Here is a 23,850-nt window from a genome sequence, read left to right as displayed (position 1 = left end):
GCGCGCCGGCGAGGACGCCGGTCCTCCGCGATCGGCGGGGTGGATCGGCGCCGGCACTCCCCGCCCGGGGAGGGGCAGCCGTGGCGGGGTCTCGACGTGGCGCCCGCCACGGCCGCGTCCGCGAGGATCGCCGGTGCGGCCCAGCTCTCCCCAGCGTGCTGCCATTGAACGGCAGGAGAGCTATCCCGGCAGCCCGATGGCGCGCCGCGCGCCCAGCCCCCGGGAGATGGAGCGGGCGGCGGTCCGGACGGCGGGGCCCAGCAGGCGCGGCTCGGCGTTCTCCTGCGGGACCACGACCGACAGGGCCGCGGCGATCCGGTCGTCGGCACCGAACACCGGCGCGGCCACGCTGACCAGCGGCTGCGGGGCGCGGCGCCGGAAGGTGGCCAGGCCCTCCCGGCGCACCTCGGCGAGCGTCCGGCGCAGCGCGGCAGGGGAGACTGCCACCCTTTCCGGCTCGTGGACCAGGGGCCGACCCAGCACGTCCTCCTGGAAGGACTGCTCGGCGAAGGCGAGCAGGACCAGCCCCACCCCGGTCGAGTGCAGGGGGAGCCGTCCGCCGACGCGGTAGAGCACGGGCATCGCCTGGTGCGCGGACAGCCGCTCGACGAGCAGCCCGTCGTAGCCGTCCCGGACGGCCAGCAGCACGTGCTGCCGGGTGACCTCCTCGAGATCGCCCATGAACGGCAGTGCCACCTGCTTGAGCCCCTGCCCCCGCGGCGCCAGCGCGGCGACCTCCCACAGCCGCAGGCCGATGGTGAACCGGCCGTCCGTCCCGCGCTCCAGGGCACCCCAGGCCTGCAGCCGGGTGGCCAGCCGCAGCGCCGAGCTGGTCGGGATGCCGCTGCGCCGGCTCAGCTCCCCGAGGGTCAGCGACCGGTGCCCGGCGTCGAACGCGGCCAGCAGCGAGAACGCCCGGTCGACGACCGGGTCGCCCTGCGGCGGCCGGTGGCCACGGACGCGAGCGGGAGCGGGATCGGTCACCGGGAGGACGTCCGCTCGGAACGGTTGAGGTGAACACCACACTCGTTTGCCATTGAGCGGCATTGTGCCCGACGTCGCTGTGACGCCCACCGCATCGCTGCCGTCCAGCGGGCGCAGGGGCCCGCACGGCCGCCGGTCGGCCGCCCACGACCCCTCGTGCGATCGAGGCCGAGGAGCCGGGATGGACGAATCGATTCGCTCTCCCGCGTCCCGGACGCACCGGAGGAAAGGTCCCGGAGAGGCCGCACCTGTACCCCGTCGGCGACCTCTGGTACCTGCTGATCGCCGAGGGCGGCACCGAGCGGGGCACGCCGTCACCATTGCCCGCGGCCCCTCGCCCTCCGGGCCGTTCGAGCCCTGCCCGGAGAACCCGCTGCTCACCGGGCGGCACCGACTCGCCGGTGCAGAACACCGGCCACGCCGACCTCGTGCAGCGACCCGACGGCAGCTGGGTGGTCGACGGCTGGCCGAGGCTGCTCGCTGACCGCCCGCGACCCCGACCCGGCGTCGGACGACCTCGCGTTCGTGGGTCGCCGGCAGGAGCACCTGTCCGCCGAGGCCCGCGCGGTCGTCGTGGCCCGGGAGGGGGCGGCCGGCGGGCTGTCGCTGCGCATCGACGCCTGCCACCACCTCGACCTGGCGGTCGAGGGCGACCGGGTGCGCGCGGTGGCCCAGGTCGGAGCCCTGCGCTCGGTGCTCGGCGAGGCGCCGGTGGCCGCGGGTCAGGACGTCGTCCTGGACGATTCGCACCGCCCCGGGGGAGGGACACTTCTCCTCCACCGCGCTCGCGCCCGACCTGCTCCTCGCCGGGGTCGTCGGCCCGGACGGCGGGTTCACCGAGCTCGGCCGGCTGGACGGCAGGTACGTGTCCACCGAGGTCGCGGGCGGCATGACCGGCCGGCTGGCCGGCGTCTGGTGCTCGGCCGGAGCGCTGCTCGTCCGGTCGTTCACCTACACCGGCGCGGACGACTCCGCAGCCATCGACGAGGATCGGTCCGCGTGAGCACCGACCCCGCCGCCCTGCCCCTCGAGCGCAAGGCCGCCCTGCTCTCCGGCCACGACTTCTGGTCGACCGAGCCGGTGGCGGAGATCCCGTCGGTGGTGCTGACCGACGGGCCGCACGGCGTGCGCCGGCAGGCCGGCGACTTCGACACCATCGGCCTGCACCGCAACCTCCCCTCCACCTGCTTCCCGCCGGCCGTGGCGGTCGCCTCGAGCTGGGACGCCTCGGTCGCCGAGCGGGTCGGGACGGCGATCGGGGTGGAGGCGCGGGCGCTGGGCGTGCACGTGGTGCTCGGGCCGGGTGTGAACATCAAGCGGTCCCCGCTGTGCGGCCGGAACTTCGAGTACTACTCGGAGGACCCGCTGCTGGCCGGCGTGCTGGGGGCGGCGCACGTCCGCGGCCAGCAGGCACAGGGCGTCGGCGCCTCGGTGAAGCACTTCGCGGCCAACAACCAGGAGACCGACCGGATGCGGGTCAGCGCCGACGTCGACGAGCGCACCCTCCGCGAGATCTACCTGCCCGCTTTCGAGCGGGTGGTCACCGAGGCGCGGCCGGCGACGGTGATGTGCGCCTACAACAAGGTCAACGGCGTCTACGCCTCGCAGAACCGGTGGCTGCTCACCGAACTGCTCCGCGAGGAGTGGGGCTTCGAGGGCGTCGTCGTCTCCGACTGGGGCGCGGTCGACGACCGGGTCGCCGCCCTCGCGGCCGGCCTGGACCTGCAGATGCCCGGCGACCGGGGTGCCGGCGACCGCCGGGTGGTCGAGGCGGTGCGGGCGGGGGAGCTCGACGAGGCGTACGTCGACGCGAGCGCCCGGCGGGTGGCCGCACTGGCCGGCCTGGGAACCGGTCCCGGCGACGGGTTCGACGTCGAGGCGCACCACGCGCTGGCCCGCGAGCTGGCCCTCGGGTGCGCCGTCCTTCTCCGCAACGAGCGCGGCACGCTGCCGCTGGCACGGGACACCCGGGTCGCCGTCGTCGGGGAGTTCGCCCGGACGCCGCGCTTCCAGGGCGGCGGCAGCTCGAACGTGCACGCCACCCGGGTCGACGCCGCGCTGGACGCCGTCCGAGCGCTGGCCGGTGCCCCGGTGCCGTTCGCCCCCGGCTTCCCCCTCGACGGCCCGGGGGACGCGGCGGCGCTCCGCGAGGAGGCGGTCGCGCTGGCCCGGGACGCCGAGGTCGCGGTGGTGTTCGCCGCGCTGGGCGAGGCCGAGGAGTCCGAGGGCTTCGACCGGGAGTCCCTCGACCTGCCGGCGGTCCAGGTCGAGCTGATCCGGGCGGTGGCCGCGGTCGCGCCGCGGACGGTCGTCGTCCTGTCCCACGGCGGGGTCGTCTCGCTCGAGGGGTGGCACGACGAGGTGGACGCCGTCCTCGACGGGTTCCTGCTCGGGCAGGGCGGCGGCGCCGCGCTCGCCGACCTGCTCTACGGCGTCGTCTCGCCGTCCGGGCACCTCGCCGAGACGATCCCGCTGCGGCTGGGCGACGTCCCCAGCTCGGTGGACTTCCCGGGGGAGCAGGGGCACGTCCGCTACGGCGAGGGCGTGCTGGTCGGCTACCGCGGGTTCACGACGCTCGACCGGCCGGTCCGCTACGCCTTCGGCCACGGGCTGACCTACACGACCGTCGAGACGACCGACCTGCAGGCGGTGGGAACCGGCGACGACACCGCGACGGTCTCGGTGACCGTGGCCAACACCGGCAACCGCGCCGTCCGGCACGTCGTGCAGCTGTACGTCGGCACCACCGCCGGGCCGGTCCGCCGTCCGGCCCGCGAGCTGCGGGCGTTCACCAAGGTGGCCCTCGAGCCGGGGGAGCGGCGGACGGTCACCCTCGACCTGGACCGCCGGGCGTTCGCCTACTGGGACACGCGCGAGGGCGCATGGGTGGTCGCGCCCGGCGAGTACACGGTGCAGGTCGGGGCCAGCGCGGTCGACGTCCTCGCCGAGGCCCCGCTGACGCTGGCCGGCGACGACCTGGTGCCCGCGCTGACCCTCGAGTCGGCGGTCGGGGAGTGGCTCACCCACCCGGTGGTCGGACCCGTCGTCGCAGAGCGGTTCCCGGTGTGGCTGCCGCACCTGCCGCCGCCGGCGACGTCCGAGGGGCACCTCGTGCTGCAGACGCTGGGCTCCATGCCCATGCGCCGGTTCGTCTCCGACCTGGGTGCCACCGTCCCGGCCGGGGAGCTGGAGGGGCTCGTGGCGCGGGCGGCCGCGGCCCGGGCCGAGCGGGTGGGCTGAGGTGCCGCGCTACGTCGCGCTCGGCAGCTCGTTCGCCTCAGGTCCGGGCGTCGACCCGGTCCTCGACGCCGGATGCGGCCGGTCGGCGCGCAACTACGCCCAGCTGACGGCGCAGCGCCTGGGCCTCGACCTCCTGGACGCCTCGTGCGGCGGAGCCACGGTCGCCAACGTGGTGAGCGCCGCGCAGCTGCTGCTCGACGGCAGCAGCGTGCCGCCGCAGCTGGACGCCGTGGACGCCGCCGCCGACCTCGTCACCGTGACCGCCGGCGGCAACGACGTCGAGTACCTGCTGACCCTGCTGCGCTGCTCGTACCGGGTCGCCCCCGAGGCCGCGCCGCGGGCGTCGCGGGCGTTCTTCGGCCTGCCGGTCGACCGCGCCGCCGTGTCCCGCGCGCTCGACGGCCTGCCGGCCTCCCTCGCCGGGATGGTCGACGCCGTCCGCGACCGGGCGCCGCGGGCGCGCGTCGTCCTCGTGGACTACCTGACCGTCCTGCCCGGCACCGGCGGCGGCTGCGCGGCGCTCGCCATGGCGGACGACGACCTCGCGTTCTGCCGCGACCTCGCCCGCCGGCTCGAGGCGGCCACGGCCCGGGCCGCGGAGGAGAGCGGCGCGGAGCTGCTCGCGGCGTCCGCCCTGAGCCGCGACCACTCCGTCTGCGCCGCCGAGCCGTGGGTCACCGGCTGGGAGTTCGGCGACGTGCTCGCCGGCGGGGCGGCCCCGTACCACCCCAACGCCGCCGGGATGCGTGCGGTGGCCGACGCACTCGTCGACCACCTGCGCCGGTGAGGCGGGCACGGCGCGGGGTCAGCCGGCGCACGGTCCAGCCGGTACGTCGTCAGCCGGCCGGCTGCGAGATGTTGACTATCCAGACGATCCCGAACCGGTCCACGCACATGCCGAACTCGTCGCCCCACATCTGCTTCTCCAGCGGCATGGTGATCTGTCCGCCGTCGGCGAGCCCGGCGAAGTAGCCGCGCAGCTCGGCGGCGTCGTCGCCGCTGAGGCTGATCGAGATGTTCGTGCCGACGGTGTGGTCCATGCCGGGGGGCGCGTCGGACACCATCAGGGTGTACCCGGCCGGCGTCTCGAGCTGCCCGTGCATGATCTTGTCGGCGTCGGCACCCTCGGCCATGCCCGACTCGCCGTAGGTGTTCACGGCGAGCTCGCCGCCGAAGACCTCCCGGTAGAACTCGACGGCCTGGCGGGCCGAGCCCGTGAAGCTGATGTACGGGTTGAGACGAGAAGTCACGACACTGTCCTCCCTGTGGCTGGGGTGCGGGCGCGCTCACCGTAGTGGGGGTGGTGGTCGAGAGGGGCTCCGTCCATCACCGCGCGGCCGGCCGTGGCTCGGGTTCTCCACGGGCAGAGCGTGCTGGTCAGCGGGCAGTGGGGTCCGGCCGTGGCGACGCTCCTGCTCCACTGTCCGTACGACGGCGGTGGCATGCCGCGTCGACTGCGCGTGGACCTGGACGGCCGCGAGGTGGCAGCTCTGAAGCAGGGCGAGTCCGTCGCGGTCCCGGTTCCGGTCGGGACGCACTCCGTCGTGGGCCGGATGGACTGGACGAGCAGCCCCGCTCTTCTCGGCTGTCTGGAACATGATCCGGCGGCCGCGCAGTGCGCTCCGCATCCAGCGGCGGTAGCGACGACGGCCGCGCAGCGCCGGTGGTACAGCGCCAGTAACCACCGCCCTGCGGGGGCCGAAGCCTCGGCGGGCAGGATCGCGACCGCCCGCCCCGACCCCCGGAGGAACCGTGACCGTCGTCCCGCCGCCGCTGGAGCACCTGCTGCACCTCGAGGTCAGCGTCGACCCGCCGATCGAGATCGGCCCGACCCCCGCCGGTCTGCGGCGGGTCATCCCGATCACCGGGGGCACGGTCTCAGGGCCGCTGCTGACCGGGCGGGTGCTGCCCGGCGGCGCCGACTTCCAGGTCATACGCACCGAGACCGAGACCGTCGCCGAGGCCCGGTACGTCATCGAGACCGACCAGGGCGAGCGGGTGTACGTCGAGAACACCGGGCTGCGCACCGGGTCGGCCGAGGACATCGCCCGGCTGCGCCAGGACCTGCCGGTCGACCCCGCGCGCATCTACTTCCGCTCCACCCCGCGGTTCGAGACGACGGCGCCGCGGCTGGCCGTGCTGACCTCGCACGTCTTCGTCGGTTCCGGGGCGCGGCACCCCGCCGGCGTGGTGTTCGACTTCTTCCGCGTCGGGTGAGTCAGGCCGGCAGCGGGGTCGGCGCGTAGGCCAGCAGCCGCCACGGGCCGCCGGCGCGGGTCCACACCGCGAGCGCCAGGTTGTCGATCGTCTTCGGGACGCCGTCGACGTCGACGTCCGCGGTCATCCGGCCGACCACGACCGCGCAGTCGCCGGCGACCTCGACCCGCACGACCGGGTGCTCGGCCCGCCGGTAGACGTAGTACCGCGACCGCAGCTTGCCCAGGTACTCCTCCCGCGTGTCGCGAACGCCGCTGGAGTGCGTGTAGCTGAGCTCGGGTGCGAGCAGCGCCTCCAGCGTGTCGAGGTCGCCCTCGACCATCGCCTCGTAGCGGCGCTCCTCCGCCGCGAGGACCGCCGCCACGTCGTCGTCCCTGCCGGTCATGGCCCCATCGTGGCCGCAGCCGGCCGCGCCGGCAGCGTCGCCGTCCGTGGACCGGAGGGGCTAGCTTCCGCCGGGTGGACGGCGAGGTGCGGGCCGGCCCGCGGGAGCGGGCGCCCGACGAGAGCGGCTGGTTCCGCCAGCCGCCGCCCTGGCTGCGGCGTGGGGTGGTGTTCGCGCTCGTCGCGCTGGCCGGCTACCAGGTCGCGGTGTGGGCCTTCAGCAACCTGCGCGGCTTCCTCGGCCTGCTGTTCCTCGCCTGGCTGTTCTCGATCAGCGTCGAGCCCCTGGTGGAGCGGCTCGAGTGGATCGGACTGCGGCGCGGCGCGGCCACCGGCCTGGTGCTGTTCGCCCTCGTCGCCGGGCTGGCCGGCTTCATCGCCGCCTTCGGCACCCTGCTGGTCGAGCAGCTCACCTCGCTGTTCACGGCGCTGCCCGACGTCGTCCGCGAGGTCGTCCTCTGGGTCAACAAGACCTTCGACGCCACCCTCGACCCCAGCGACATCGTGGCGTCCCTGCAGCTCACCCCGGCCCGGATCCAGCAGATCGTCTCCGACCTCACCCCGAGCGTGGTCGGCATCGTCACCACCCTCGTCGGGCTGGTCTTCCAGGTGCTGACCTTCCTGCTGTTCGCCTACTACATGTCGGCGGAGGGCCCGAAGCTGCGCACCACGGTCGCCCGGCGCTTCCCGCCCCGGCAGCAGCGGTTCATCACCACGGTGTGGGCGATCACGGTGGAGAAGACCGGTGGCTACGTCGTCTCCCGGCTGGTGCTGGCCGCGATCAGCTCGGTGGCCACCGGCCTGTTCCTGCTGCTGCTCGGCGTCCCCTACTGGCTGCCCCTGGCGCTGTGGACCGGCGTCATCTCGCAGTTCATCCCGACCATCGGCACGTACCTGGCGATCGCCGTCCCGGCGCTGATCGCGCTGTCGGGGCAGCCGATCGACGCCCTCTGGGTCGTGGTGTTCGGCGTGGTCTACCAGCAGGTCGAGAACTACCTGCTCGCCCCGCGGATCACCGCCCGCACGGTCTCGATCCACCCGGCGGTCGCCTTCGGCGCGGTGATCGCCGGTGCCGGGCTGTTCGGCCCCATGGGCGCCCTGGTCTCCATCCCGGTGGTCGCCGCCATCGAGGCGGTGATCGACACCTACGGCCACCGCTACGAGCTGGTGGCCCACGGGGAGGACGAGGACGAGGACGACGAGGACGTGGCGACGCCGGACGGGCCCGCCGATGAGTCCGCACCCGGCCCCCGGTCGGAGACGGCATGACCGACTCCACGCCCGACGAGACGCAGATCCGGGACCTGGTCACCCGCTGGGCGGCCGCGGTGCACGCCGGCGACCTGGCCGGCGTGCTCGCCGACCACGCCGACGACATCGTCATGTTCGACGTCCCGCCGCCCGACGACGGCGTCCGCGGGCTCGACGCCTACCGCGACACCTGGCCGCCGTTCTTCGAGTGGCAGCGGCAGGGCGCCACGTTCGAGGTGGTCGAGCTCGACGTCACCGCGGGGGACGACGTCGCCTGGGCGCACGCCCTGCTGCGCTGCGGCACTCCGGAGGAGCACGCCCAGGACCCCGCGCGGCGGCTGCGGCTGACGCTGGGCCTGCGCCGGGAGGGCGGCCGGTGGGTGGTCGCGCACGAGCACCACTCGTTCCCGCTGCCGTGAGGCCCCGGCCGCCGGGCGGCGGCCGGGGCGGCGGGGGGTCAGTGGCCCTCGGCCTTCTCCTTCTCGTAGCGCTCGGTCATCGTCGCGACCGCCTGCATCTGCTGGGCGGCGTAGTCCTCGCGCTTGCCTCCGGCGTACTCCTTCCAGTCCAGCGTCTGGCGCGCGTGGCTCACCTCGCCGCCCTGGAAGTGCGGCATGACGTGCTGGGCGATGAGTTCCCACGAGCGCTTCGTCGCCTGCGGGTTGGCCCACTCGTGGCCGAGCAGGAGCATGCAGCCGAACCCGCCCGACTGGTCCCACAGCCGCTGCACCTGGGCGCGGGCGTCCTCGACGGTCCCGATCGCGCCGATGCCGGCCTCGTTGATGAAGTCGATCATCTCCTTGGCGTCGCCGCCCTCGACGGCCATCTGCGGGAACGCCGCGGTCTTCTGGAAGTACCGGAACCAGGTCTCGATCCCGTACTGGACCTCGGCGTAGGCCTGCTCACGGGTCTCGGCGATGTGCATGAGCCCGACCAGCCGCCAGTCCCGGCGGGACACCTCCTGGCCGTAGTGCGCCGCCCGCTCCTGGACGACGTTCCAGTGGTGGGCGAGCGCGTCGAAGCCCTCCTTGGTCAGGGTGGCCCCGATCGACAACAGCCCGGCGCCGTGCCGGCCGGCCAGGCGCGGCCCGGTGGGGGAGGCCACCGCGGCGACCGCCACCTCGAAACGGGGCTGGGTGTAGGGCCGCAGGTGCAGCCGGGCGTTCACGAGGTTGTGCGTGCGGGTCTGCTCGGTCACCGTCTCCCCGCGCAGCAGCCGCATGATGATGTCGAGGTCGACCTCCATCAGCTCGCGGGTGTCGGTCGGGTTGAGCCCCAGCATCATCGAGTCGGTCGGCAGCGAGCCCGGGCCGCAGCCCAGCATCGCCCGGCCGCGGGTCAGGTGGTCCAGCAGCACCATCCGCTCGGCCACCCACAGCGGGTTGTGGTACGCGATCGAGGTGACGCCGGTGCCCAGCTTGATGTGCCGCGTCCGCTCCGCCGCCGCGGCGATGAAGATCTCCGGGGAGGCGATGATCTCGGTGCCGGCGGAGTGGTGCTCGCCGATCCAGGCCTCGTCGTAGCCAAGCCGGTCCAGGTGCTCGACCAGCTCCAGGTCCCGTTGCAGGGCCAGTGTCGGGTTCTCCCCGGCGGGGTGGAACGGGGCGAGGAACGTGCCGAAGCGCAGCCGGTCCATGGGGTCCTCCTCGGTGTCGGGCGGGGCCCGAAAGTAACCTGCGTCACACACCCTGCGGCACCCTCGCGAGCAAGCCGATGCGGTTCCGCGGGCGTACCGTGCGGGCACGACCGACCGAGGGACGCCGATGGCGCTGCTGCGCAGGATCGACGCCGCGCGCGGCGCGGTGGGGACGGCCGTCCGTCTCGCCGCCGCCGGCGCGGGGCTGGCCGCCGTCCCGGCCGTGCTCACCGCCGGGCTGCTCGCCGAGCCGGCCCGCGTCACCGCCCGGCTGGCCCGCGGCGCCGCGGGTGCCGCGGTCGGTGCCGGTGCCGCGGTCGCCGACTCCTCGCGCCACCTGGTCAAGACCGCGGCGGTGTCCGGTACGCGCGCGGTCGGCACCCTGCTCACCGGCGGCGACCCGATCCCCGACGGCCACATGCACTCCCTCGTCGACGCCGCCAAGGGCATGGTCGAGCCGCCCCAGCACCGGCACACCCGCCGCGTGTGGGCCGACCACGGGCACGTGCAGATCGAGGTCTGCGCCCCCTCCACCGAGGACCAGCCGGAGGTCCGGCACGCCCTGCGCCGCCAGCTCGAGCGGCTCGAGGGCGTCCAGTGGGCGACGGTCAACGAGGTCGTCGGCCGGGTCCTGGTCTCCGTCGACGAGCGCCGGGTCCGGGTCGAGGACGTCGTCGGTGCGGTGACCGCGATCGAACAGGCCCGCGGCGGGCGGCAGGTGTTCCCGCAGTCGATCGAGCACCCCGCGGACCTGGAGCCGCTGCTGGCCGCCGTCGCCGAGGCCGCGGTGGACACCGCCGCGATGGGCCTGGCCTTCCTCGGCAGGGCGCTGCCGGTGCCGGCGGTGTCGCGGCACGTCACCCTGGCCATCGCGCTGCTGGACAGCCAGCGCTGGGTCCGCTCGGGGCTGGAGTCCCGCGTCGGGGCCATCGGCACCGACCTGATCTTCAGCGGCACCAGCGCGCTGCTGCACGCGCTGACCCAGAGCCCCACCATCCCCGCGCTCAACGCCGTCGCCGCGATCCAGCAGGCCCTGGAGATGCGGGCCCGGCGCCAGGTGTGGTGCCGCCGCGAACCGGAGCTGTGCGGCCCCGAGCCGGACGACGAAGCCGAGGCCCTCCTCCCGCCCGGCCCGCGCCCCGTGCCCCTGCGGGCCGGCCCGGTCGAGACCTACCGCGCCCGCCTCGAGCAGGTCGCGCTCGGCGCGTCCCTGGGCCTGATCCCGCTGACCGGCAGCCCGGGGCGCGCGGCCGACATGCTCAAGTCGCAGAACCCCAAGGCCGCCGGCCTGGGCCGGGAGTCCTTCGCCGCCACCCTCGACCTGCTCATGTGCCGGCGCGGCGTCCTCCCCATGGACGGCTCCGCCTATCGCCGGCTGGACCGGGTCGACACCGTCGTCGTCGACGGCGCCACCCTGTGCACCGGCCGGCCGGTGGTGATCGAGGCCTGCGCGTCCGCCGACGACTGGGACGACGCCGCGGTGTGGACCGCCGCCGTCCGCCTCCTGGGCGCCCGCGGCGGGACCGGTGACACCGGCGACGGTGCCGCGCCGGCGGCTGTGCGCCTGGGGCCGCCGCGCAGCGCACCGGGGGCCGAGGGCGGGGAGGTGCGCACGCTCCTGGCGGGCCGGCGGCGGGTCGGCGTGGTCACCGTGGCCCCGGAGCTCGACGCGCACGCGGAGGCGCTGCTGGCCACCGCGGCCGCCGCGGGCCACCGGCTGGTCCTCACCCCGCACGTCGGCACCCGCGAGATCGCCGGTGCCGCCGACGAGGTGGCGCCCGCCGACGAGCCGCTGGTGGAGACCGTCCGGCGGCTGCAGGCCGACGGGCGCGCCGTGCTGCTGGTGTCGGCCGTGGACGGGCCGGCGCTCATGGCCGCCGATGTCGCCGTCGCCCCGGTCGTCCCCGGCTGCGCCCCCGCCTGGGGCGCCGACCTGGTCACCCGCCCCGGCCTGGTGGACGCCTGCGCGCTGGTCGACGCGACCGTGCCGGCCCACGCGGTCAGCCGCCGCGCGGTGACCACCGCCGTCACCGGCAACGTGCTCGGCGGTCTGCTCGCCGCCGTCGGCAGCACCCGCTACGGCCAGGCCAAGGCGACCGCGCCGGGCAAGACCGCCAGCATCGCGGCCCTGCTCGACGGCGCCTGGACGGCGGTCCGTGTCGCCGGGCGGCCCGCGCCGCCGCCCGCGGTGCACACGCCGTGGCACGCGCTCGAGCCCGACGACGTCCTCGGCCGGGTGGCCGACCTGCCGGGGCAGGACGACGTCGGCCCGGGCCGCCTCGCCGGCGCCGCCCGCGTGGTGGGGGAGCTGGCGGTGGTCCGGCTGCCCGCCCGCTTCGTCCGCACCGTCGCCGCCGAGCTCGCCGACCCGCTCACCCCGGTCCTCGCGACCGGCGCCGCCGCCACCGCCGCCCTGGGGGAGAACACCGACGCGATCCTGGTCGCCGGCGTCACGGTGATGAACGCCCTGGTCAGCGGGCTCCAGCGGCTGCGCGCGGAGACGGCGCTGGAGGCGCTGCTGCTCGAGCAGGACGTCACCGTCCACCGCGAGGCCGACGGCGGGCAGGAGGACGTGCCGGGCGGCGCGCTGCGGGTCGGCGACGTCGTCCTGGTCGGCGCCGGGGACGTCGTCGCCGCCGACGCCCGCCTGCTGGAGGCCACCGACCTCGAGGTCGACGAGTCCAACCTCACCGGCGAGTCGCTCCCGGTGGCCAAGTCGGTGCCGGCCACACCCGGGGTCGACGTCGCCGACCGCACCTGCATGCTCTTCGACGGCACGACCGTGGTGGCCGGCAGCGGCCGCGCCGTCGTCGTCGCCGTCGGACCGGCCACCCAGGCGGGCCGGGCCACGCGCGCGGCCGGCGGCGCCGCGCCGCCGGCGGGCGTCCAGGCGCGGCTCGGCGAGCTCACCCGGGCGGTGCTGCCGCTGGCCCTCGCGGGCGGGGCCGCGGTCACCGCGCTCGGCGTGCTGTGGCGCCGGCCGCTCCGGGAGGCCGTCGCCGCGGGCGTGGCGATAGCCGTGGCCGCCGTTCCCGAGGGGCTGCCGCTGGTCGCCACCGTGGCGCAGCAGGCCGCCGCCCGGCGGCTGTCCGGCCGCGGCGCGGTGGTCCGCAGCGCCCGGGTGCTCGAGGCGCTCGGCCGGGTGGACACCGTCTGCTTCGACAAGACCGGGACCCTGACCGAGAACCGGCTGCGGCTGGCCCGGCTGCACCCCGTGGACGACGACTCCGGCGAGGACGACGTGCTCCGGGTCGCCGCGGCGACCGTGGCCAACGGCGACGACCAGGCGCACGAGACCGACCGCGCGGTGGTCGAGGCGGCTGCGGAGCGCGGGCTGACCGCCGAGGGCGAGCCCGACGCCTGCGTCCCGTTCAGCGCCGAGCGCGGCTTCTCCGCCGCGGTCCGGGACGGCCGGCTGGTGGTCAAGGGCGCGCCCGAGGTGGTCGCCGCCCGCTGCACCGGGACGCCGGACCTGCGGCAGGCGGTGCAGGAGCTGGCCGCCGACGGGCTGCGGGTGCTGGCCGTCGCCGACCGCGACCTGGACTCGACGCCCGAGGACCTCGACGCGGCCGCCCAGGACCTGCGGCTGCGGGGACTGCTCGGGTTGGCCGACACGCTGCGGGAGTCCTCGGTGGCCGCGGTGGAGCAGTTGCGCGCGGCCGGGGTCCGGGTGGTGCTCGCGACCGGCGACCACCCCGAGACCGCGGGGGCGATCGCCGCGCAGGCCGGCGTGCCCGCCGCCGACAAGGTGGTCACCGGCGCCCAGTTCGCCCGAGCCTCCGACGCGGACCGGGCCCGCATGGTGCGGGAGGGCACCGTCTTCGCCCGCCTCTCACCGGAGCAGAAGGTGTCGCTCGTGGCCGCGCTCCGGCGGGCCGGCGCGACGCTGGCGATGACCGGCGACGGCGTGAACGACGCCGCCGCCATCCGGCTGGCCGACGTCGGGATCGGCGTCTCCGGGGCCGAGTCCCCGGCCGCCCGGGCCGCGGCCGACCTCGTCCTCACCGACCTGGACCTCACCCGGCTGGTCGACGCGATCGGCGAGGGCCGGGCCATGTGGCTGCGGGTGCGCGACGCGGTCTCGATCCTGGTCGGCGGCAACGCCGGTGAGGTCGCCTTCACCGTGCTCGGCACCGCGTTCGGCGGCCGGGCGCCGCTGGGCACCCGCCAGCTGCTGCTGGTCAACCTGCTCACCGACATGTTCCCGGCGCTCGCCGTCGCGGTCGCCACCCCGCGGGCCGCCGTCCTCGAGCCGACCGAGGGGCCGCTGGCCGGCCACCCGCTGGAGGCGGTGCTGCTGGCCGGCCCGCAGCGGGGTTTCGCCGCCGAGGTCCGGCGCATGGTCGTCGTCCGCGGGGCCGCCACCGCCGCCGGTGCCACCGGCGCCTGGGCGTTCGGCCGGCTGACCGGCCCGGCCGGGCGCGCCGGGACGATGGGCCTGGCCGCCCTCATCACCACCCAGCTGGGTCAGACCGCGTGGGCCGGCCGGCGCAGCCCGCTCGTGCTGGCCACCGCCGCCGGGTCGCTGGCCGTGCTGGTCGCGCTGGTCTCGACGCCGGGGGTCAGCCGCTTCTTCGGCTGCACCCCGCTGGACCCGCTGTCCTGGGGGGTCGTCCTGGGCTGGGCCGCCGCCGGCACCGCCGGCGCCGAGCTCGTCCCGGTCCTGGTGCGCCGGTACCGCGCCCGGGCGGCCGGCTGACCGGGCGGGTCACCAGGCGAGCGGGGGAGTGGGGGGACCGCCGGCCAGGATCTCCTCGGCCCGGCCGCGGATGGCGGCGTCCCGCACGGCGTTGGTGAGCACGTAGAAGCGGCCGGTCCGGACCGCGTCGACGACGAGCCCGGCGACCTCGTCCGGCTCCCGGAGCGGCGCCGACCGCGCGTGCAGCTCGGCGCGGGCGGCCTGGGTGACCGCACCGGTGTCCTCCCGGGGGCCCGCCGACCGCGGCCGGTTGCGGGCCGAGTCGTCGAAGTTGGTGCGGACGGCGCTCGGGCACAGCAGCGTGACCCCGATGTGCGAGCCGGCCTCCCGCAGCTGGAAGTAGAGCGACTCGGTGAGCGCGGCGACGGCGTGCTTGGAGGAGCCGTAGGCGCCCAGGGCGCCGGCGAACACGCCGAACACCGAGCTGGTGTTCACGATGTGCCCGGCGTCCTGCTGCTGCAGCACCGGCACGAAGGTCCGGATGCCGTGCACGACGCCCCAGAGGTTGACCCCGAACACCCACTCCAGGTCGCCCAGGGGCACCTCCCACAGCGGGTCCTGGGAGCCGCCGACGCCGGCGTTGTTGCAGACGAGGTGCACCGCTCCGAACGCCTCGAGGGCGGCGTCGCGCAGCGCCTCCACCGCGGCCGCGTCGGCGACGTCGGTGACCACCGGCAGCACCTCCGCGCCGGTGCCGGCCAGCTCGCCGGCCGCGGCCTCGAGCACGGGCGCCTCGACGTCGGCCATCGCCACCCGCATGCCCTCGGCGGCGAACCGCCGGGCCAGCCCGAGCCCGATGCCGCTGCCCGCGCCGGTCACCACCGCCACCCGGCCGCGGGCCACGACGTCCGCTGCACCCATCGTCTGTCTCCGCTCCCGAGCGCCGTCGACACCCGCGGATCGGCGCCCGCGCGGATCGGTTGCGCTCGCAACCATGGTGGCGCGCTCCGGCCGCGTCAAGGCGCGGTACCACGGCGTGGGAAGACCGGGCCGGCTCGGTTGCAATTGCAACTCCCGGCTTGACAGCGACAGTGACTCACGCCACGTTGAGCCCACCGCGACGCAACGCGGCCCATCGAGAGCGAGGCAGAATGCGCCACCCCAGGCACCGCACAGCCAGGCCGGCCGCCGCCCTGGTGCTCACCGCGACCGTCTCCCTGGTGCTCGCCGCGTGCGGCGGAGGCGGCGAGGAGGAGCCCGCGGCCTCCGGCTCGTCGGAGCCGTCGGGCTCCGCGGCGGCGGAGCCGGTGACCGTCCAGGTCGGCGTCATCCCCGTGACCGACGTGGCGGTCCTCTACCTCGGGCAGGAGCAGGGCTTCTTCGAGGACCAGGGCATCACGCTGAACTTCAACACCGGGCAGGGCGGGGCCGCGCTGGTGCCCTCGGTGGTCAGCGGCGAGTACGACTTCGCCTTCAGCAACGTCATCTCGGTCATGCAGGCCCGCGAGCAGGGGCTGCCGCTCACGATCATCGCGCCGTCGGCCGCCAGCACCGGCGAGGCCGACTTCGGCATCAACATGCTCATGGCCATCGACCCCGCGATCGAGGACGCCGGCGACCTCGTCGGCCGCACCATCGGCGTCAACACCCTCAACAACCTCTCCGAGACGCTGGCCAAGGTCTCGGTCGAGGCGGCGGGGGGCGACCCGAACGGCGTCCAGCTGGCCGAGATGCCCTTCCCGGACCAGGTCACCGCGCTGGTCTCCGGTGACATCGACGCGTTCGTCTGTGCCGAGCCGTTCTGCACCACGGCCGCCGACGCCGGGGCGCGGGTCATCGCCAACCCCTACGACGACCTCGCTCCGGGTGAGCAGATCGCCGCGTCGGCGTACTTCGCCACCGAGGACGCGATCGCGGAGGACCCCGAGCTCTACGAGCGCATCCGCGCGGCGATCGAGGTCTCGCAGGAGTACGCCGCCGCGAACCCCGACGAGGTCCGCGCGCAGCTGCCGAACTACACCCAGATCGACCCGGCGCTGATCGAGCGCATGGGCCTGCCGGAGTTCAAGCCGACCCTGGAGCCCGAGGAGCTGCAGCCCCTCGCCGACGCCGCCTTGAAGTACGGCATCGTCGACGAGGCGCCGGTGCTCGACGAGGTCGTCTGGACGCCGGAGGGCTGAGAGCCGGGACGGCGGTGCGGCTCCCCCTCCGCGCCGCCGTCCCCTCCGTCTCCGCACCCCACTCCCCAGGACCGAGGAGAACCCCGTGCTGCCCTCTGCCGACCGCTCCCGGGTCGATGTCGTCATCGTCGGCGCCGGCCTGGCCGGGCTGTACATGCTGCACCGCGTCCGGGGCCTGGGCCTCTCCGTGCGCGTGTTCGAGGCCGGCGGCGACGTGGGCGGCACCTGGTACTGGAACCGCTACCCCGGCGCCCGCTGCGACGTGCCGAGCCTCGAGTACTCCTACTCCTTCGACCCGGAGCTCGAGCAGGAGTGGGAGTGGTCGGAGCGCTACGCCACCCAGCCCGAGATCCTCCGCTACATCGAGCACGTCGCCGACCGCTTCGACCTGCGCCGCGACGTCACCTTCGGCACCCGCGTCGTCTCCGCCGTCCGCGACGACCCGGACAACCGCTGGCTGGTCGGCACCGACGGCGGCGAGCAGGTGGCCTGCACCTGGCTGATCACCGCGGCGGGGTGCCTCTCGGCGCCCAAGCCGCCGGAGATCCCCGGCTTCGACACGTTCGCCGGCCCGGTCTGGTCGACCAGCAGCTGGCCGCACGAGGGGGTCGACCTCACCGGGCTGCGGGTCGGCGTCATCGGCACCGGCTCGTCGGGCATCCAGTCGATCCCCGTCCTGGCCGAGCAGGCGGCGTCGCTGACGGTCTTCCAGCGGACGCCGAACTACAGCCTGCCGGCGCACAACGCGCCGCTGGACCCGGAGTACCAGCGGGAGTGGAAGGCCCGGTACCGCGAGCACCGGGCGGCCGTGCTGCAGGCCCGGACCGGGATCCTCGTCGAGCGCGGCACGCGGTCGGCCCTGGAGGTCGACCCCGGCGAGCGGACCCAGCGGTACGAGCAGTGCTGGGACTCCGGGCTGTTCGCCTGCATCCCGGCGTCCTTCACCGACATCATCACCGACCTCGACGCCAACGAGACGGCGGCGGAGTTCGTGCGCGGCAAGATCCGCGACACCGTCCGGGACCCCCAGGTGGCCGAGGCGCTGACCCCGCGCGGCTACCCGTTCGGCACCAAGCGCATCTGCCTGGACACCGGCTACTACGACACCTTCAACCGGGACGACGTCGCCCTGGTCGACCTGCGCCGGACGCCGATCGTCGAGATCACCCCCCGCGGCGTCCGCACCACCGACGCCGAGCACGAGCTCGACGCGCTGGTCCTCGCCACCGGCTTCGACGCGGTGACCGGCCCCCTCCTGCGGATGGAGATCCGCGGCCGCGACGGCGTGACCCTGCGCGAGCGCTGGGCCGAGGGGCCGCGCAGCTACCTGGGCCTGCAGGTCTCCGGCTTCCCCAACCTGTTCACCATCACCGGCCCCGGCAGCCCGTCGGTGATCAGCAACGTCGTCGTCTCCATCGAGCAGCACGTCGACTGGATCACCGAGTGCCTGCGGCACCTGCGCGAGCACGCGATCGACACGATCGAGCCCGATCGGGACGCCGAGGACGCCTGGGTGCAGCACGTGCACGACGTGGCCGCGGTGACCCTCTACCCGCGGGCCCCGTCGTGGTTCGTCGGCGCCAACGTGCCCGGCAAGCCGCGGGTGTTCATGCCCTACCTCGGCGGGGTGCCGGCCTACCGGCAGAAGTGCGACGAGGTCGTGGCCGCCGGCTACGACGGCTTCCGGCTCGACCGGCGGACGGTGCCGGCGTGAACACCGGGGAGCTGCAGGACGAGGCCGTCGAGACCCCGGAGACCGATCTCGACCCGTTCGCCGAGGAGAACCTGGCCGACCCCGTCCCGTGGCAGACCCGGCTGCGCGAGCAGGCGCCGGTGCTGCGGCTGACCCGCTACGGCGCCTACGTGGTCACCCGGCACTCCGACGTCAAGGCGGTGCTGCGCAACTGGGCGGAGTACGAGTCCTCGTCGGGCACCGGGCTGCAGAACTACCGCACGGAGCCGTCCTGGCGGCCGCGCAGCCTGCTGCTGGAGACCGACCCACCCGAGCACACCCACTACCGCGGGGCGGTCAACCCGCTGCTGCTGCCCAGGGCGCTGCAGGACCTGCGGCCCGGCTTCGACACCGCCGCGCACGCGCTGCTGGACCGGCTGCTGCCGGCCGGGCGGGTCGACGTGGTGACCGAGCTGGCCGAGCCCTACGTCGTGCAGGTCTTCGGCGACGCCGTCGGCATCGGCCCGGACGGGCGGGAGAACCTGCTGCCCTACGGCCACTCGATCTTCAACAGCTTCGGCCCGCTCAACGACCTGTTCCGGACGACGCAGGCCGCCGCGGCCGGGTCGACGGAGTGGGTGCTCGGCCGGTGCCAGCGGGAGGCGCTGCAGCCGGGCGGGATCGGAGCGGGCATCTGGGCGCTCACCGACGACGGCACGGTCACCGAGCAGGAGGCGCCGCTGCTGGTCCGGTCGCTGTTCGGCGCCGGGCTGGACTCCACCGTCGCCGGCATCGCCGCGACCGTGCAGTGCCTGGCCGCCCACCCCGACCAGTGGGCGCTGCTGCGCGCCGATCCCGGGCTGGCCCGGTACGCGTTCGAGGAGACGCTGCGCTACGAGTCGCCGGTGCAGAACATCTTCCGGACCACCACCCGGGACCTCGTGCTGGCCGGCACCCGCATCCCCGCGGGGCAGAAGGTCATGCTCCTCCTGGCCTCGGCCAACGCCGACCCGCGGCAGTACGACGCGCCGCTGGAGTACCGCATCGAGCGGCGCGGGCACGGCCAGCTCGACCTGGGGCTGGGCATCCACCAGTGCATCGGCCAGCACATCGCCCGCATGGAGGGCGAGGCGGTGCTCCGGGCGCTGGCGGAGCGCGTCTCGGCGATCACCCTGGCCGGTCCCGGGCAGCGCAAGCTCAACAACTCGCTGCGCGGCTGGGCGTCGCTGCCGGTGGACCTGACGCCGGCGTGAGCGGGGCCGCCCACCTCCCGGCTAGCCTGCCGGGTGGACCGACGCCGGTTCGGCGTCCCGAGGAGAACCGGGGGAGCATGATCGGCGACGGAGAGACCCGGCGGCTGCGGCGCCGGCCGATGACCCGGCACATCGAGCGCGAGCACTACACGCCCTACTACCTCACCGTCATCGCCAACGCGATCTCCTCGTCGGCCTCGCAGGTGTACCTGCGGGAGTTCGGCATCGGCGTGAACGACTGGCGGGTCCTCTCGCACCTGGGCCTGGAACCCGGCTGCACGGCGCAGGTCATCAGCAACGTCCTCCAGGTGGACAAGTCGGTGGTCAGCCGCAGCGTCCGGACGCTGGTCGACCGCGGCCTGGTCGGCGTGGAGGCCACCCCGGGCTTCCGCCGGCTCTACCTCACCGCCGCGGGTGCCGAGCTGCACAAGCGGATGGTCCCGGTGGCGCTGCAGCGCGAGCGGCTGCTGCTCACCGGCCTGGACGACGCCGAGGTGGAGCTGCTCCTGGGCCTGCTGCGCCGGGTGCACGCCAACCTGCCCGCCCTCACCGCCTACGACCCCGGCCGGACGCCCTCCCCCCGCGACCCGGCCGACCCGCCGCTCGCCGACACACCGCTCGCCGGTTCGGCCGCCGAGCACCCGCGACCAGACCAGGAGTGGACAGCATGAGGACTCGCGCCGCGATCATCCGCGAGGCCGGACGGCCCTGGGAGGTCACCGAGCTCGAGCTGGACGAGCCGCAGGCCGACGAGGTGCGGATCCGGTTCGTCGTCTCGGGCATGTGCCACTCCGACGAGCACCTGCGCACCGGCGACAGCGTGGCCCGGCTGCCGATGGTCGGCGGCCACGAGGGCGCCGGCGTCGTGGAGGCGGTCGGCTCCGCGGTGACCCGGGTGGCGGTGGGCGACCACGTCGTCTGCTCCTTCATCCCGGCCTGCGGCGTCTGCCGGTACTGCTCCACCGGGCACCAGAACCTGTGCGACCGGGGCGCGGAGATGGCCACCGGCCGGCTCGGCGACGGCGGCTTCCGGTTCCACGACGACGACGGCAACGACCTCGGCGGGTTCTGCATGCTCGGCACGTTCAGCGAGCGCGCCGTGGTCAACCAGGCCTCCACCGTGCGCATCGAGGAGGACATCCCCTTCGAGGTTGCCGCGCTCGTCGGCTGCGGCGTCCCCACCGGCTGGGGCTCCTCGGTGAACGTGGCCAAGGTCAAGCCGGGGGACACCGTCGTGGTCTTCGGTGCGGGCGGGGTCGGGATGAACGCCGTCCAGGGCGCCGCGTACGCCGGCGCCAAGAACCTCGTGGTCGTCGACCCCGTCGCGTTCAAGCGGGAGAAGGCGCTGGAGTTCGGCGCCACCCACGTCTTCGCCGACGCCGGCGAGGCGCACGAGGCCGTCGTCGACATGACCCGCGGCCAGCTCGCCGACCACGCGATCTGCACCGTCGGCGTGCTCACCGCCGACGTGGTCTCGGCCGCCGCGGCGATCGTCGGCAAGGGCGGCCAGGTCACGGTCACCTCGGTCGGGCGGACCGGGGAGAACCAGATCCAGCTCGCTGCCGGCGGCGGGGTCGTGGGCTACCAGCGCAACATCCAGGGCCACATCTTCGGCATGAGCAACCCGCTGTACGACATCCCGCGGCTGCTCGACCTCTACCGGAAGGGCAGGCTGAAGCTGGAGGAGCTGATCACCCGCCGGTACACCCTCGACGAGATCAACCAGGGCTACCAGGACCTCGACGACGGGAAGATCGTCCGCGGGGTCATCCTGCACGACGGCTGACCCGCCGTTCGGCCCGCGAGCCGGTCGTCCTCGGCACCGCCGGCCAGGAGGGCGGGCTGCGGCCCGGTCCGGCAGGCTCGCAGACTCGGGGGCGGTGACCCGCACCACATCTGGCGAGGAGGCCCGGGGTGAAGACGCAGGCGGCGGTGCTGTGGGAGTACGGCCAGGACTGGCAGGTCGAGGAGCTGGAGCTCGACGACCCGCGCCAGGGGGAGGTGCTGGTCAAGCTGACCGCGTCGGGGCTGTGCCACTCCGACGAGCACGTGCGGGTGGGCGACCTCCCCATGGAGGCGGTGCCGGTCATCGGCGGCCACGAGGGCGCCGGCATCGTCGAGAAGGCCGGCCCCGGCGTGACCAAGGTGAAGGAGGGCGACCACGTCGTCCTCAGCTTCATCCCCGCCTGCGGGGACTGCACCTGGTGCGCGTCGGGCCACCAGAACCTCTGCGACAAGGGCGCCGGCATCAACATCGGCCTGCAGCAGGACGGCACCGCCCGGCACCACGTCCGCGGCCAGGACGCCCGGCTGATGTGCATGCTCGGCACCTTCTCGCCCTACACCGTGGTCAACCAGGACTCGGTCGTGCGGATCGAGGACGACATCCCGCTGGACAAGGCCGCGCTGGTCGGCTGCGGCGTCACCACCGGCTGGGGGACCGCCGTCTACGGCGCCCAGGTGAAGGCCGGCGACACCGTCGTCGTCTTCGGCATCGGCGGCGTCGGGGCCAACGCGCTGCAGGGCGCCAAGGCCGCCGGCGCGACCCGCATCATCGCCGTCGACCCGGCGCCCTACAACCGCGAGAAGGCCACGGTCTACGGGGCCACGCACGCCTTCGCGTCCGCCGCCGAGGCCGCCGAGGCGGTCGCCGACCTCACCTGGGGCCGGATGGCGGAGTCGGCCATCATCACCATCGACGTCGTGACGCCGACGATCATCGCCGACGCGATGTCGGTGGTCGGCAAGCTCGGCCGGGTCGCCCTCACCTCGCTCGGATCGGTGTTCCTCAGCGACATCCAGCTGCCGGTGTTCGAGCTGACCGCCTGGCAGAAGCAGATCGTCGGGTGCCTGTTCGGCAACGCCAACCCGCGGGCCGACATCCCCAAGCTGCTGAGCCTCTACCGGCAGGGGCAGCTGGTCCTCGACGAGCTGGTCACCCAGACCTACACCCTCGACCAGGTCAACGAGGGCTACCAGGCCATGCGGGACCACCGGGCCATCCGCGGGATGATCCTGTTCGACTGACCCGCCGGCGGCGGCCCGCCGCTCAGCGCACCGGGCCGCCGCCGTAGTCGCCGAACGGCGCCACGGGGGCGGCGGCGACCGGCACCTCCGCCACCGCCCGCCCGCCGGCGTCGAGCGTGCGCACCGCGCGGGCGCCGTCAGGGAGCGCGGCCACCACGCCGCCGCCGTCCAACGCGAGCGTGGTCAGCAGCCCCCCGCGGTCGTCGAGGACGGCGGCGGCGGTGGCGTCCGGGGGCGCGGTGAGCACCAGCCAGCGGCCCTCGTCCGACGGCTCGCTCTCCGGCGAGGAGAGGTCGCAGACGCGGGCAGCGACCAGCTCGGTCACGTCGAAGGCCCCCGGGGCGGTGTACACGCCGCAGGGCACCGCGCGGCCGTTCCCGCCGGGCCCGACCTGGGCGGCCCACGTCGTGACCACGAGGCCACCGCCGGGGCTGCGGGCCACCACGACGGCGGCCGTCCCCGGGACGCCGTCCAGGGGCAGCAGGCCCGACCACAGCAGCTCCGGCAGCAGCTCCGCGGGCTCCACACCCAGCGGGACGGCGACCTCCGCGAGCGCCTCCGCCACCGCCCGGGGCGCCGGCCGCACCGCCGTCGGCCGCAGCGGCGCCAGCGACGGCGGTTCCGGGGCGGGCCCGCGCGCGGTCAGGTCCAGCCCCACCGGCGCGCGGTACACGACGGCGCCGTCGCGGAGCACCCGGACGCTGGCCCCGCTGCCGCCGGTCGTCGTCCGCACCTGCCCGACCGCCACCCCGTCGACAGTGCGCGCCGGCTCGTAGCCGCGCTGGACCGTTCCGCGCGGGCCGACCTGCAACCGTGGCGAGACCTCCACCTCGTCCTCGCGGCCGGCGACGACCACGACCGTGGCCGCACCCGGGCCGCCGACCAGCAGGGACGCCGGCCGGCCCGGCCCGAGGTGCCGGGGCACCGCCGGGGTGAGCGCCTCGGGCGGTGCCCCGGCGGGCCCGGTGAACCAGACACCGCGGACGTCCTCGTCGACCGTCCCGGTCACGAGCACCACCCGCCCGGCGGGGGTGTCGGTGGCCAGCACGACGTCGCGGGCGGCGACCGGCGGCGGGACGAGCGGCCCCCAGTCCAGCTGCCGCACCGCCTCGACGAAGACGCGGTCCCCGGCCAGCGAGCCGCGGGTCGGCTCGGTGAGCACCGGCACGGTCGCGGGCGCCGCCGACGCGGGCGGGGGAGCGACCGGGCTCCCGGCGGGCCACGCGAGCGGAACGGCGAGGGCGGCCGCCGCGAGGATGGCGATCCCGGCCGCGACCCGGCCGCGCCGGGTGCGGCGGGCCCGCCGCAGCGCGTCGGCCACCGCCTCGTCGGCGTCCCGGCGCCAGCGGGGCTCGCGAAGTCGGAGG

General features: G+C 75.3%; 20 protein-coding genes. 14 read left to right on the top strand and 6 right to left on the bottom strand.

What is annotated here, in order from left to right:
- Positions 1–180: 180 nt before the first annotated feature.
- Positions 181–984: an IclR family transcriptional regulator gene (locus tag MY526_RS16310; protein WP_436694215.1), complete on the bottom strand. Its 804-nt coding sequence runs from the start codon at positions 982–984 to the stop codon at positions 181–183.
- Between the two features lie 161 nt (positions 985–1,145).
- Between MY526_RS16310 and MY526_RS16305 the strand changes: the two genes are divergently transcribed.
- Genes MY526_RS16305 through MY526_RS16290 form a run of 4 tightly spaced genes read left to right on the top strand, consistent with a single transcriptional unit; the run spans position 1,146 to position 5,011 of the window.
- Positions 1,146–1,877: a family 43 glycosylhydrolase gene (locus MY526_RS16305; protein WP_436704538.1), complete on the top strand. Its 732-nt coding sequence runs from the start codon at positions 1,146–1,148 to the stop codon at positions 1,875–1,877.
- A complete protein-coding gene (locus MY526_RS16300; protein WP_436704497.1) occupies positions 1,850–1,987 on the top strand; it encodes a hypothetical protein in 138 nt (45 codons plus the stop codon). The genes MY526_RS16305 and MY526_RS16300 overlap by 28 nt, the downstream gene beginning before the upstream one ends.
- Positions 1,984–4,224 (top strand): glycoside hydrolase family 3 C-terminal domain-containing protein, encoded by a 2,241-nt coding sequence (locus tag MY526_RS16295; protein ID WP_436704495.1) that lies wholly within the window; start codon positions 1,984–1,986, stop codon positions 4,222–4,224. Before MY526_RS16300 ends, MY526_RS16295 begins: the two co-directional genes overlap by 4 nt.
- A gap of 1 nt (position 4,225) precedes the next feature.
- On the top strand, positions 4,226–5,011 hold the full coding sequence (locus MY526_RS16290) for an SGNH/GDSL hydrolase family protein (protein WP_436704493.1): 786 nt from the start codon (positions 4,226–4,228) through the stop codon (positions 5,009–5,011).
- A gap of 49 nt (positions 5,012–5,060) precedes the next feature.
- On the opposite strand, the gene MY526_RS16285 is transcribed toward MY526_RS16290, so the two are convergent.
- Positions 5,061–5,474 carry a VOC family protein gene (locus MY526_RS16285; RefSeq protein ID WP_436704491.1) on the bottom strand — a complete coding sequence of 138 codons (414 nt, stop codon included), beginning with the start codon at positions 5,472–5,474 and terminating at the stop codon, positions 5,061–5,063.
- Between the two features lie 502 nt (positions 5,475–5,976).
- Between MY526_RS16285 and MY526_RS16280 the strand changes: the two genes are divergently transcribed.
- Complete coding sequence (locus MY526_RS16280; protein ID WP_436704490.1) at positions 5,977–6,441, top strand: DUF3237 domain-containing protein; 465 nt, start codon at positions 5,977–5,979, stop codon at positions 6,439–6,441.
- A 1-nt stretch (position 6,442) separates the two neighbouring features.
- On the opposite strand, the gene MY526_RS16275 is transcribed toward MY526_RS16280, so the two are convergent.
- Entirely contained in the window at positions 6,443–6,826 is a 384-nt protein-coding gene (locus tag MY526_RS16275) for a nuclear transport factor 2 family protein (RefSeq protein WP_436694221.1), read from the bottom strand.
- 74 nt (positions 6,827–6,900) lie between these two features.
- On the opposite strand from MY526_RS16275, the gene MY526_RS16270 reads away from it, so the two are divergent.
- Together MY526_RS16270 and MY526_RS16265 are read left to right on the top strand one after the other, a co-directional pair.
- The gene (locus MY526_RS16270) at positions 6,901–8,094 is read left to right on the top strand and encodes an AI-2E family transporter (protein ID WP_436694222.1); all 1,194 of its coding nucleotides are present in this window, start codon (positions 6,901–6,903) and stop codon (positions 8,092–8,094) included.
- Complete coding sequence (locus MY526_RS16265) at positions 8,091–8,495, top strand: YybH family protein (protein ID WP_436694223.1); 405 nt, start codon at positions 8,091–8,093, stop codon at positions 8,493–8,495. The genes MY526_RS16270 and MY526_RS16265 overlap by 4 nt, the downstream gene beginning before the upstream one ends.
- A gap of 38 nt (positions 8,496–8,533) precedes the next feature.
- Here MY526_RS16265 and MY526_RS16260 read toward each other — a convergent pair whose 3' ends face one another.
- Complete coding sequence (locus MY526_RS16260) at positions 8,534–9,712, bottom strand: LLM class flavin-dependent oxidoreductase (protein WP_436694224.1); 1,179 nt, start codon at positions 9,710–9,712, stop codon at positions 8,534–8,536.
- Positions 9,713–9,839: 127 nt separating this feature from the next.
- Between MY526_RS16260 and MY526_RS16255 the strand changes: the two genes are divergently transcribed.
- The gene (locus MY526_RS16255) at positions 9,840–14,411 is read left to right on the top strand and encodes an HAD-IC family P-type ATPase (RefSeq protein ID WP_436704488.1); all 4,572 of its coding nucleotides are present in this window, start codon (positions 9,840–9,842) and stop codon (positions 14,409–14,411) included.
- Between the two features lie 9 nt (positions 14,412–14,420).
- Here the strand turns inward: MY526_RS16255 and MY526_RS16250 are convergent, their stop codons facing one another.
- A complete protein-coding gene (locus MY526_RS16250) occupies positions 14,421–15,272 on the bottom strand; it encodes an SDR family NAD(P)-dependent oxidoreductase (RefSeq protein ID WP_436704486.1) in 852 nt (283 codons plus the stop codon).
- A 230-nt stretch (positions 15,273–15,502) separates the two neighbouring features.
- Here MY526_RS16250 and MY526_RS16245 point away from each other — a divergent pair, with 230 nt between their 5' ends.
- The 6 genes from MY526_RS16245 (at position 15,503) to MY526_RS16220 (ending at position 22,483) form a co-directional block, all read left to right on the top strand.
- Positions 15,503–16,531 (top strand): ABC transporter substrate-binding protein, encoded by a 1,029-nt coding sequence (locus MY526_RS16245; protein WP_436695823.1) that lies wholly within the window; start codon positions 15,503–15,505, stop codon positions 16,529–16,531.
- An 85-nt stretch (positions 16,532–16,616) separates the two neighbouring features.
- Positions 16,617–18,245: a flavin-containing monooxygenase gene (locus tag MY526_RS16240; protein WP_436695824.1), complete on the top strand. Its 1,629-nt coding sequence runs from the start codon at positions 16,617–16,619 to the stop codon at positions 18,243–18,245.
- Entirely contained in the window at positions 18,242–19,456 is a 1,215-nt protein-coding gene (locus tag MY526_RS16235; RefSeq protein WP_436695825.1) for a cytochrome P450, read from the top strand. The genes MY526_RS16240 and MY526_RS16235 overlap by 4 nt, the downstream gene beginning before the upstream one ends.
- Positions 19,457–19,533: 77 nt before the next feature.
- Positions 19,534–20,127 carry a MarR family winged helix-turn-helix transcriptional regulator gene (locus MY526_RS16230; RefSeq protein ID WP_436695826.1) on the top strand — a complete coding sequence of 198 codons (594 nt, stop codon included), beginning with the start codon at positions 19,534–19,536 and terminating at the stop codon, positions 20,125–20,127.
- Positions 20,124–21,242 carry an NDMA-dependent alcohol dehydrogenase gene (locus tag MY526_RS16225; protein ID WP_436695827.1) on the top strand — a complete coding sequence of 373 codons (1,119 nt, stop codon included), beginning with the start codon at positions 20,124–20,126 and terminating at the stop codon, positions 21,240–21,242. The genes MY526_RS16230 and MY526_RS16225 overlap by 4 nt, the downstream gene beginning before the upstream one ends.
- A 128-nt stretch (positions 21,243–21,370) precedes the next feature.
- Positions 21,371–22,483: an NDMA-dependent alcohol dehydrogenase gene (locus MY526_RS16220; RefSeq protein ID WP_436695828.1), complete on the top strand. Its 1,113-nt coding sequence runs from the start codon at positions 21,371–21,373 to the stop codon at positions 22,481–22,483.
- 22 nt (positions 22,484–22,505) lie between these two features.
- On the opposite strand, the gene MY526_RS16215 is transcribed toward MY526_RS16220, so the two are convergent.
- On the bottom strand, positions 22,506–23,850 hold a 1,345-nt coding region (locus MY526_RS16215), incomplete at its 5' end, for a hypothetical protein (protein ID WP_436704484.1).

Source organism: Geodermatophilus sp. CPCC 205761, assembly GCF_051383655.1.
Classification (GTDB): domain Bacteria; phylum Actinomycetota; class Actinomycetes; order Mycobacteriales; family Geodermatophilaceae; genus Geodermatophilus.
The sequence above is the reverse complement of the archived record's forward strand: the minus strand, read 5'-3'. Positions and strand labels throughout refer to the sequence as shown.

Coding starts and splice junctions, on each gene's coding strand:
- MY526_RS16260 (WP_436694224.1), bottom strand. CDS start 9,712: ATGGACCGGCTGCGCTTCGGCACGTTCCTCGCCCCGTTCCACCCCGCC.
- MY526_RS16255 (WP_436704488.1), top strand. CDS start 9,840: ATGGCGCTGCTGCGCAGGATCGACGCCGCGCGCGGCGCGGTGGGGACG.
- MY526_RS16245 (WP_436695823.1), top strand. CDS start 15,503: ATGCGCCACCCCAGGCACCGCACAGCCAGGCCGGCCGCCGCCCTGGTG.
- MY526_RS16275 (WP_436694221.1), bottom strand. CDS start 6,826: ATGACCGGCAGGGACGACGACGTGGCGGCGGTCCTCGCGGCGGAGGAG.
- MY526_RS16250 (WP_436704486.1), bottom strand. CDS start 15,272: ATGGGTGCAGCGGACGTCGTGGCCCGCGGCCGGGTGGCGGTGGTGACC.
- MY526_RS16230 (WP_436695826.1), top strand. CDS start 19,534: ATGATCGGCGACGGAGAGACCCGGCGGCTGCGGCGCCGGCCGATGACC.
- MY526_RS16225 (WP_436695827.1), top strand. CDS start 20,124: ATGAGGACTCGCGCCGCGATCATCCGCGAGGCCGGACGGCCCTGGGAG.
- MY526_RS16265 (WP_436694223.1), top strand. CDS start 8,091: ATGACCGACTCCACGCCCGACGAGACGCAGATCCGGGACCTGGTCACC.